An 8,951-nucleotide genomic window follows, 5' to 3' on the forward strand; every position below is an offset into this window, starting at 1 on the left:
CGCATCGACGGCCCGCGACAGATCGCCGTACGACAGGCGGCGCGCGTCCTCGATCAGCGCCGGGTGCGCGGGTGCGAGCGCGGCCCAGCGTGCGGGCACGTCGGCGATGCGGCGAGGCAGCGCGGCGAGCAGTGCGTCGACGTCGAGCGGCTCGGAAGAACGGGGGGACGAGGACATGGCGTCTCCAGAAAAGGGGCGGGCGGCGGCTGACGAGGTTGGCGAACGATCGTGCCATGACGGCGCGTGCGCCACAATCGGCCATTCGGGCAATAGCGCTTCGCGCTGTCCGCAATGATGATGGAAGGAATCATTGCGGCGCCGCAGCAGGCCGCCCGGCGAAAAACGGGCCGCGAGTATACCGCCGGTGCGAGGGCGTAATCGCGCGCCCGCCGGTCGTTCACCATTAAAATGCCGCCATGAGCAAATCCAGGCATGTGTCCGAAACCCCAGCCACCCAATTGCTGCGCCGCCACGGCGTCGCGTTCGGCGAACACCCGTACGACTACGTCGAGCACGGCGGCACCGGTGAATCGGCGCGCCAGCTCGGCGTCGACGAGCACAGCGTCGTGAAGACGCTCGTGATGGAAGATGAACACGCGAAGCCGCTGATCGTGCTGATGCACGGCGACCGCACCGTGTCGACGAAGAACCTCGCGCGGCAGATCGGCGCGAAGCGCGTCGAGCCGTGCAAGCCCGAGGTCGCGAACCGCCATTCCGGCTATCTCGTCGGCGGCACGTCGCCGTTCGGCACGCGCAAGACGATGCCCGTCTACGTCGAGGCGACGATCCTCGAACTGCCGACGATCTACCTGAACGGCGGGCGTCGCGGCTACCTCGTCAGCCTCGCGCCGGCCGTGCTCACGTCGCTGCTCGGCGCGCAGCCCGTGCAGTGCGCCAGTGTTGACTGAGGGTTTCACCTTCGTGGCAGGCCGCGCGCGTTCGGTAGAATGGGCGCCGTTTCGGCGTGCCGCGCGCAGCCGTCCCTTTACCGATACGTTGAAAGAAGAGTCCTCCGCATGCAGATCCTGCTCGCCGCCCTCGTTGCCTACCTGATCGGTTCGGTGTCGTTCGCCGTCGTCGTCAGTGGCGCGATGGGCCTGGCCGACCCGCGTTCGTACGGGTCGAAGAATCCCGGCGCGACCAACGTGCTGCGCAGCGGCAACAAGAAGGCCGCGATCCTGACGCTCGTCGGCGACGCGTTCAAGGGCTGGATCGCCGTCTGGCTCGCCCGGCACTTGGGGCTGCCCGACGTCGCGGTCGCATGGGTCGCGATCGCCGTGTTCCTCGGCCACCTGTATCCGGTGTTCTTCCGCTTTCAGGGCGGCAAGGGCGTCGCGACCGCGGCCGGCGTGCTGCTCGCCGTGCATCCGGTGCTCGGGCTCGCGACCGCGCTGACCTGGCTGATCGTTGCGTTCTTCTTCCGCTATTCGTCGCTCGCGGCGCTGGTGGCGGCCGTGTTCGCGCCGGTGTTCGACGTGTTCCTGTTCGGCACGGGCCACAACCCGGTCGCGTGGGCCGTGCTCGCGATGAGCGTGCTGCTCGTGTGGCGTCACCGCGGCAACATTTCGAAGCTGCTGGCGGGGCAGGAGAGCCGGATCGGCGACAAGAAGAAGGCGGCCGCTGACGGCGGCGCGCAGGACGGCGGGAAAGCCTGAGGAAGTGCGGCGCTGGCCGCATGCCGGGCGCGCCGCGTGTGCGGGGCCCGGCAGGATGACGTGACGGATCGTCCGGCGATCAGTCGCGGAAGTTGTTGAAGTCGAGCGGCGTGTCGGTCACGTCCTTGCGCAGCATCGCGATCACGCTCTGCAGGTCGTCGCGCTTCGTGCCGTTCACGCGCACCGCGTCGCCCTGGATGCTCGCCTGCACCTTGATCTTGCTGTCCTTCACGAGGCGCACGATCTTCTTCGCGAGATCGCCGGTCACGCCTTTCTTCACGGTGACGATCTGCTTGACCTTGTCGCCGCCGATCTTCTCGACCTTGCCGTAGTCGAGGAAGCGCACGTCGACGTTGCGCTTGGCCAGCTTGCTGATCAGCACGTCCTTGACCTGGCCCAGCTTGAAATCGTCATCGGCGAACAGCGTCAGCTCGCGTTCCTTCTGCTCGACGCGCGCGTCGGAGCCCTTGAAGTCGAAGCGCGTCGAAATTTCCTTGTTCGACTGCTCGATGGCGTTCTTTACTTCGATCATGTTCGCTTCGGAAACGACGTCGAACGATGGCATGGCATTCCTCCCTTGAGATGCGGGCACCCGGCTCGCGCGCGGGCACTCGCTATAATTGCGGACTGTTTGCCATTTTACCGATGCCCCTCCGTTTGCCCAAGGCCGGCCATGTGCCACCCGGGTGGACGTGACCGCGAATGCCGATGCCTCCTGACGATTCCACCCTGTCGCTGCTTCCCGACCATCCGCTCGCCGCGCACAACACGTTCGGCATCGCCGCGACCGCGCGCTTCGCCGCGCGCATCACGCATGCGTCGCAGTTCGAGGCGCTTCATCGCGACCCGCGCGTCGCGAACCTGCCGCAGCTGGTGCTTGGCGGCGGCAGCAACGTCGTGTTCACGCGCGATTTCGACGGCGTCGTGCTGCTCGACGAGATCGCGGGCCGCCGCGTCGTGCGCGAGGACGACGACGCGTGGTACGTCGAGGCCGGCGGCGGCGAGAACTGGCACGCATTCGTCGCATGGACGCTCGAGCACGGGATGGCGGGCCTCGAGAACCTCGCGCTGATTCCGGGCACGGTCGGCGCCGCGCCGATCCAGAACATCGGCGCGTACGGCCTCGAAATGAAGGCGTATTTCGACTCGCTGGTCGCGGTCGAGCTGGCGACGGGGCGCAGCGAGCGCTTCGACGCCGCGCGCTGCGCGTTCGGCTACCGCGACAGCTTCTTCAAGCGGGAAGGGCGCGGCCGGTTTGCGATCGTGTCGGTGACGTTCCGGCTGCCGAAGCAATGGACGCCGCGGCTCGGCTACGCGGATGTCACGCGCGAACTCGACGCCCGAGGCATTGCAGCGGATGCGGCCACGGCGCGCGACGTGTTCGACGCGGTCGTCGCGATCCGTCGCGCGAAGCTGCCCGATCCGCTCGTCCTCGGCAACGCGGGCAGTTTCTTCAAGAATCCGGTGATCGATGCGGCGCAGTTCGATGCGCTGCGCGCCCGCGCGCCAGAAATCGTGTCATATCCGCAGCCGGACGGGCAGGTCAAGCTCGCGGCCGGCTGGCTGATCGACCGCTGCGGCTGGAAGGGGCGCGCGCTGGGCGCGGCGGCCGTGCACGACCGCCAGGCGCTCGTGCTCGTCAATCGCGGCGGCGCAACGGGCGCCGACGTGCTCGCGCTCGCGCAGGCGATCCAGGCCGACGTGCGTGCGCAATTCGGCGTTGAGCTGGAGGCGGAACCGGTCTGCCTGTAACGCGGGTGCCGCGCCGTTTTCCGCGCGCCAAACAAAAAGCGCCGATCGTCGATCGGCGCTTTTTTTACGTGTGTGCGTTCCGGCGCGTCAGTGCTTGAGGCGGCCGAGCAGCAGGAACTCCATCAGTGCCTTCTGCACGTGCAGGCGGTTTTCCGCTTCGTCCCACACGACGCTCTGCGGGCCGTCGATCACGCCGGCCGTCACTTCCTCGCCACGGTGCGCGGGCAGGCAGTGCATGAAGAGGGCGTCCGGGTTCGCGTGGCCCATCATTTCCTCGTCGACGCACCAGTCGGCAAATGCCTGCATGCGGGCTTCGTTCTCGGCCTCGAAGCCCATGCTCGTCCACACGTCGGTGGTGACGAGGTCGGCACCCTTGCACGCTTCGTTCGGATCGTCGAACACCTCGTAGAACGGCGCGCTGTCGGGCGACACGAGCTTCATGTCGAGCGCGTAGCCGGGCGGCGTGGACAGGCGGAGCTTGAAGCCGAGGATCTGCGCGGCTTCGATCCACGTGTAGAGCATGTTGTTCGCATCGCCGACCCACGCGACGGTCTTGCCGGCGATCGGGCCGCGATGCTCGTAGTACGTGAAGATGTCGGCGAGCACCTGGCACGGGTGGTACTCGTTCGTCAGGCCGTTGATCACCGGCACGCGGGAATTGTCCGCGAAGCGCTTGATGACCTCCTGCTCGAACGTGCGGATCATGATGATGTCGACCATTCGCGAGATGACCTGCGCGGAATCCTCGACGGGTTCGCCGCGGCCGAGCTGCGTGTCGCGCGTGCTCATGAAGACGGCGTGGCCGCCGAGCTGGAAGATCCCGGCTTCGAACGACAGGCGCGTGCGCGTCGAGCTCTTCTCGAAGATCATCGCGAGCGTGCGGTCGTGCAGCGGGTGATAGGTCTCGTAGTTCTTGAACTTGCGCTTCAGGATACCCGTGCGTTCGAGCACGTACTCGTAGTCTTCCAGCGAGAAATCCTTGAACTGCAGGTAGTGACGAATGGTTTTGGCGGTCATGAAGCGAAATACGGCGGGTTGCACCCGGCAGCAAGGCCGGACGGCGCCGCCGTCGGGTGTGGATAACTCAAAGCAGCATAAAGGATTTTCTGTGCTTTGACGAGCCGCGGAGGGAAGCGGGGCACGATCGCGGCGTGCGGCAAGCGGTGCAGGAGGAGGGGTGTCGGGACGGCGCGCGATGGCGCGCTGCGGTATAATTCGAAAGTTTTCTCCAGCCCGGCAGGCAAGCCTCCTCGCGCTCTGCCGGACACAAGCCGTGCGCTGCACAAATCCGGTGCAGTCCGCCGGTGGCGCGCGTCGACGTCCCGTTTTCGGGATATCGGAATGCTTGTGCCGCCGTCCGTTTCAGCTTTGTGTTCGCGTATCCAGGCGCCGTTGCCTGGACATCGCCGGGCCGTCACTTGGGTAACCACATGGCTGAAACCCCTCCGACCGAATTCTTCATCCAGGGCATCACGAAAGACGGGAAAAAGTTTCGCCCGAGCGACTGGTCGGAACGTCTGGCCGGTGTGATGGCCTGCTTCGGGCCGGGGGCGAGCGGGCCGAACGCACGCCTCAAGTATTCGCTCTACGTGCGTCCGACGATGCTCGGCGACCTGAAATGCGTGATCCTCGATTCCCGGCTGCGCGATATCGAGCCGATGGCGTTCGATTTCGTGCTGAATTTCGCGAAGGACAACAACCTCGTCGTCACCGAGGCGTGTGAACTGCCGGACTACGGCGCGAAGAAGTGATGCCGGCACGGGCGTGGGCGCTTGCCGCGCCCGCCCTGGCAACTGTTCGTCGGCATGGCATGATGCGCCGGCGACAGACGACAAAAAAGCCCGCCTAGGCGGGCTTTTTTGCGATCGCAGGAAACAGGAACGCCCGCGTGAGCGGGCGCACCGGATTTACGCTGCTGCCTGCAGGCCCTTGACGGCTGCGGCCAGGCGGCTCTTGCTGCGAGCGGCCTTGTTCTTGTGAACGATCTTCTTGTCGGCGATCGTGTCGATCGTCTTGACGGCAGACTTGAACAGCTCTGCAGCCTTTGCCTGATCGCCGGCGTCGACTGCCTTGCGAACAGCCTTGATCGCGGTACGGAATTTCGAGCGCAGCGCCGAGTTGTGCGAGTTTGCCTTCGCGGCCTGGCGGGCGCGCTTGCGTGCTTGTGCGGAGTTAGCCATGACGGTTCCTTATCCTGTCCTGTTTCCAGAGCTTGGAGCCTAGACGGCCAAGCGCTGCTTTTCGATCCGTCCCCTGAGAACGATTGCCCAGGGGCGCATAAAAAAACGGTGATTTTAACCGAGGCAAGGACATGAAAACGGCAGTTGCCGTGCATGTACGAGCCCAGAAACCGGCGATTATAGCAACAAAATCAAGCGCGTGGCAAGTTCAACGTGACACCCGCCGAGCAGGGCGTCGAACGCGTGGGTGCTTTTCGGCATCGGCCGCTGGCCGGGTCGCGCAACGTCCGTATAATAAGCGCCCCATGAATCTATTCCGAGCCCTGCTGACGGTCAGCGGCTTCACGCTGCTGTCGCGCGTGACCGGACTGGCCCGCGAGACACTGATCGCCCGTGCGTTCGGTGCCAGTCAATACACCGACGCGTTCTACGTCGCCTTCCGTATCCCGAACCTGCTGCGCCGCCTGTCCGCCGAAGGCGCGTTCTCGCAGGCGTTCGTGCCGATCCTCGCCGAGTTCAAGAACCAGCAGGGGCACGACGCGACGAAAGCACTCGTCGACGCGATGTCCACCGTGCTCGCGTGGGCGCTTGCCGTGCTGTCGGTCTTCGGGATCGTCGGTGCGTCGTGGGTCGTGTTCGCGGTCGCATCCGGCCTGCACACCGACGGGCAGGCGTTTCCGCTCGCGGTCACGATGACGCGGATCATGTTCCCGTACATCGTGTTCATCTCGCTGACGACGCTCGCCTCCGGCGTGCTGAACACGTACAAGAGCTTCTCGTTGCCCGCGTTCGCGCCGGTGCTGCTCAACGTCGCGTTCATCGCCGCGGCCGTGTTCGTCGCGCCGCACCTGAAGGTGCCGGTGTACGCGCTCGCCTGGGCCGTCATCGTCGGCGGCGTGCTGCAGTTCCTCGTGCAGCTGCCGGGCCTGAAGAAGATCGACATGGTGCCGCTGATCGGCCTCAACCCGCTGCGCGCGCTGCGCCACCCGGGCGTGAAGCGCGTGCTCGCGAAGATGGTGCCCGCGACGTTCGCGGTGTCGGTCGCGCAACTGTCGCTGATCATCAACACCAACATCGCATCGCGGCTCGGGCAGGGCGCCGTGTCGTGGATCAACTACGCCGACCGCCTGATGGAATTCCCGACGGCGCTGCTCGGCGTCGCGCTCGGCACGATCCTGCTGCCGAGCCTGTCGAAGGCGCACGTCGATGCCGATTCGCACGAGTATTCGGCGCTGCTCGACTGGGGTCTGCGCGTCACGTTCCTGCTCGCGGCGCCGAGCGCGCTCGCGCTGTTCTTCTTCGCGACGCCGCTTACCGCGACCCTGTTCAACTACGGCAAGTTCGACGCGCATACCGTCACGATGGTCGCGCGCGCGCTCGCGACCTACGGGATCGGCCTCGTCGGCATCATCCTGATCAAGATCCTCGCGCCCGGCTTCTATGCGAAGCAGGACATCAAGACGCCCGTGAAGATCGCGATCGGCGTGCTGATCGTCACGCAGATCTCGAACTACGTGTTCGTGCCGCTGATCGGCCACGCGGGCCTGACGCTGAGCATCGGCGTCGGCGCGTGCCTGAACTCGCTGCTGCTGTTCATCGGGCTGCGCAAGCGCGGCATCTACCAGCCGTCGCCGGGCTGGCTGCGCTTCTTCGTGCAGCTGATCGGCGCGGCGCTGGTGCTCGCCGGCCTGATGCACTGGCTGTCGATCAGCTTCGACTGGACCGGGATGCGTGCGCAGCCGCTCGATCGCATCGCGCTGATGGCCGCGTGCCTCGTGGTGTTCGCTGCACTATATTTCGGTATGTTGTGGGTGATGGGCTTCAAATACGCTTATTTCAGAAGGCGCGCCAAGTGACGACCGCAATGACCCGCGTCCTCGACTACTTCAGCACGCTCGTGGCAGACGACGACAGCCTGCCCGTCACGGAAGCGGCGCTGTCGCTGGCGCAGGACGCGTATCCCGACCTCGACCTGCAGGGCACGCTGGCCGAACTCGACATGCTGGCGGCGCGGTTGAGCCGGCGGTTCACGGACGATGCGGACCTGAAGGGCCGCGTCGCCGCACTGAACGATTTCTTCTTCCGCGAGCTCGGCTTCGCGTGCAATCACAACGACTACTACGACCCCGATAACAGCCACCTGAACGCCGTGCTGAAGCGGCGGCGCGGGATCCCGATCTCGCTGTCGGTGCTGTACCTGGAGCTCGCCGAGCAGATCGGCGTGCCGGCGCGCGGCGTGTCGTTTCCCGGTCATTTCCTGCTGCGCGTCACGCTGCCGGACGGCGACCTGATCATCGATCCGGCCAACGGCCATTCGCTGTCCGAAGCCGAGATGGTCGAGATGCTCGAGCCGTACGTCGCGCGTGCGGCCGGGGCGGTCGACAGCGCATTGCGCGCGCTGCTGCAGCCGGCGACGAGCCGCGAGATCATCGCGCGGATGCTGCGCAACCTGAAGACGATCTATCTTCAGACGGAACGCTGGCAGCGGCTGCTCGCGGTGCAGCAGCGGCTCGTGATCCTGCTGCCCGAGCACCTCGACGAAGTCCGCGACCGCGGTTTCGCGTATGCGCGGCTCGATTACCTGCGCCCCGCGCTCGAGGATCTCGAGCAGTATCTCGGCGAGCGGCCGGACGCGGACGACGCCACCGTCGTCGAGTCGCAGGTGACCGAATTGCGGCAGCGGATGCAGCGCGACGGCGAGGACTGAGCCGCCGCCGTGCGGTTGGAACCCTGAATGAAAAACGCCCGCGCTGCGGGCGTTTTTTTGTGCCTATTTCGGTTGCATCCGGATCGCGCCGTCGAGGCGGATCACTTCGCCGTTGAGCATCGGATTCTCGACGATCTGGCGCACCAGCAGCGCGTATTCGGCTGGTTTGCCGAGTCGCGGCGGGAACGGCACCATCGCGCCGAGCGCGTCCTGCACGTCCTGCGGCATGCCGAGCAGCATCGGCGTCTCGAACAGGCCGGGCGCGATCGTCATCACGCGGATGCCGCTGCGCGACAGGTCGCGCGCGATCGGCAGCGTCATGCCTGCGACGCCGGCTTTCGATGCCGCATACGCGGCCTGGCCGATCTGCCCGTCGAACGCGGCGACCGACGCGGTGCTGACGATCACGCCGCGTTCGCCGTCCGCGGTCGGTGAGGTCGCGGCCATCGCGGCGGCCGCGAGCCGGATCATGTTGAACGTGCCGACGAGGTTCACGTTGATCGTCTTCGCAAACACGTCGAGCGGATGCGCGCCGTCCTTGCCGACGGTCTTCGCGGCGGGTGCGATGCCCGCGCAGTTCACGAGGCCGCGCAGCGTGCCCGCGCGCGTCGCCGCGCTGACGGCCGCCTGCGCGTCGGCTTCGCTCGACACGTCACA

The 8,951-nt window shown here is 66.2% G+C and carries 10 protein-coding genes and 1 pseudogene; 6 read left to right on the plus strand and 5 right to left on the minus strand.

From position 1 onward, the window contains the following. Positions 1-426 (minus strand): annotated as a pseudogene (locus tag G3N93_RS42520) (hypothetical protein); the annotation flags it as partial. On the opposite strand from G3N93_RS42520, the gene ybaK reads away from it, so the two are divergent. Both ybaK and plsY read left to right on the plus strand, forming a co-directional pair. Further along, positions 417-908 carry a Cys-tRNA(Pro) deacylase gene (gene ybaK / locus G3N93_RS27980; protein WP_027789278.1) on the plus strand — a complete coding sequence of 164 codons (492 nt, stop codon included), beginning with the start codon at positions 417-419 and terminating at the stop codon, positions 906-908. The pseudogene G3N93_RS42520 and the gene ybaK overlap by 10 nt on opposite strands. A gap of 108 nt (positions 909-1,016) precedes the next feature. Continuing rightward, complete coding sequence (gene plsY, locus G3N93_RS27985) at positions 1,017-1,655, plus strand: glycerol-3-phosphate 1-O-acyltransferase PlsY (protein WP_011352999.1); 639 nt, start codon at positions 1,017-1,019, stop codon at positions 1,653-1,655. Between the two features lie 79 nt (positions 1,656-1,734). Here the strand turns inward: plsY and G3N93_RS27990 are convergent, their stop codons facing one another. Continuing rightward, entirely contained in the window at positions 1,735-2,220 is a 486-nt protein-coding gene (locus tag G3N93_RS27990) for a YajQ family cyclic di-GMP-binding protein (protein ID WP_043190069.1), read from the minus strand. A gap of 137 nt (positions 2,221-2,357) precedes the next feature. Between G3N93_RS27990 and murB the strand changes: the two genes are divergently transcribed. Continuing rightward, positions 2,358-3,407 (plus strand): UDP-N-acetylmuramate dehydrogenase, encoded by a 1,050-nt coding sequence (gene murB / locus G3N93_RS27995; RefSeq protein ID WP_174989576.1) that lies wholly within the window; start codon positions 2,358-2,360, stop codon positions 3,405-3,407. Positions 3,408-3,494: 87 nt separating this feature from the next. On the opposite strand, the gene argF is transcribed toward murB, so the two are convergent. Beyond that, complete coding sequence (argF, locus tag G3N93_RS28000) at positions 3,495-4,424, minus strand: ornithine carbamoyltransferase (protein WP_043190066.1); 930 nt, start codon at positions 4,422-4,424, stop codon at positions 3,495-3,497. Positions 4,425-4,837: 413 nt separating this feature from the next. Here argF and G3N93_RS28005 point away from each other — a divergent pair, with 413 nt between their 5' ends. Next, positions 4,838-5,158 (plus strand): DUF3579 domain-containing protein, encoded by a 321-nt coding sequence (locus tag G3N93_RS28005; RefSeq protein ID WP_034178852.1) that lies wholly within the window; start codon positions 4,838-4,840, stop codon positions 5,156-5,158. Between the two features lie 156 nt (positions 5,159-5,314). Here the strand turns inward: G3N93_RS28005 and rpsT are convergent, their stop codons facing one another. After that, entirely contained in the window at positions 5,315-5,587 is a 273-nt protein-coding gene (gene rpsT, locus G3N93_RS28010; protein WP_039368270.1) for a 30S ribosomal protein S20, read from the minus strand. Between the two features lie 305 nt (positions 5,588-5,892). On the opposite strand from rpsT, the gene murJ reads away from it, so the two are divergent. Both murJ and G3N93_RS28020 read left to right on the plus strand, forming a co-directional pair. Next, on the plus strand, positions 5,893-7,443 hold the full coding sequence (gene murJ / locus G3N93_RS28015; RefSeq protein WP_174941462.1) for a murein biosynthesis integral membrane protein MurJ: 1,551 nt from the start codon (positions 5,893-5,895) through the stop codon (positions 7,441-7,443). Positions 7,444-7,451: 8 nt separating this feature from the next. Beyond that, positions 7,452-8,294, plus strand: a complete 843-nt coding sequence (locus tag G3N93_RS28020) for a SirB1 family protein (protein ID WP_174941464.1) — start codon at positions 7,452-7,454, stop codon at positions 8,292-8,294. 63 nt (positions 8,295-8,357) lie between these two features. On the opposite strand, the gene G3N93_RS28025 is transcribed toward G3N93_RS28020, so the two are convergent. Then, positions 8,358-8,951 (minus strand): SDR family NAD(P)-dependent oxidoreductase (locus tag G3N93_RS28025; protein ID WP_206134415.1); only part of this gene is annotated, 594 nt, incomplete at its 5' end.

The organism is Burkholderia sp. Se-20378 (assembly GCF_017104665.1).
Lineage (GTDB): Bacteria > Pseudomonadota > Gammaproteobacteria > Burkholderiales > Burkholderiaceae > Burkholderia > Burkholderia lata.

Excerpts from the sequence above, each read along its gene's own strand:
- ybaK (WP_027789278.1), top strand. The coding sequence starts at position 417 with ATGAGCAAATCCAGGCATGTGTCCGAAACCCCAGCCACCCAATTGCTG.
- plsY (WP_011352999.1), top strand. The coding sequence starts at position 1,017 with ATGCAGATCCTGCTCGCCGCCCTCGTTGCCTACCTGATCGGTTCGGTG.
- G3N93_RS27990 (WP_043190069.1), bottom strand. The coding sequence starts at position 2,220 with ATGCCATCGTTCGACGTCGTTTCCGAAGCGAACATGATCGAAGTAAAG.
- murB (WP_174989576.1), top strand. The coding sequence starts at position 2,358 with ATGCCGATGCCTCCTGACGATTCCACCCTGTCGCTGCTTCCCGACCAT.
- argF (WP_043190066.1), bottom strand. The coding sequence starts at position 4,424 with ATGACCGCCAAAACCATTCGTCACTACCTGCAGTTCAAGGATTTCTCG.
- G3N93_RS28005 (WP_034178852.1), top strand. The coding sequence starts at position 4,838 with ATGGCTGAAACCCCTCCGACCGAATTCTTCATCCAGGGCATCACGAAA.
- rpsT (WP_039368270.1), bottom strand. The coding sequence starts at position 5,587 with ATGGCTAACTCCGCACAAGCACGCAAGCGCGCCCGCCAGGCCGCGAAG.
- murJ (WP_174941462.1), top strand. The coding sequence starts at position 5,893 with ATGAATCTATTCCGAGCCCTGCTGACGGTCAGCGGCTTCACGCTGCTG.
- G3N93_RS28020 (WP_174941464.1), top strand. The coding sequence starts at position 7,452 with ATGACCCGCGTCCTCGACTACTTCAGCACGCTCGTGGCAGACGACGAC.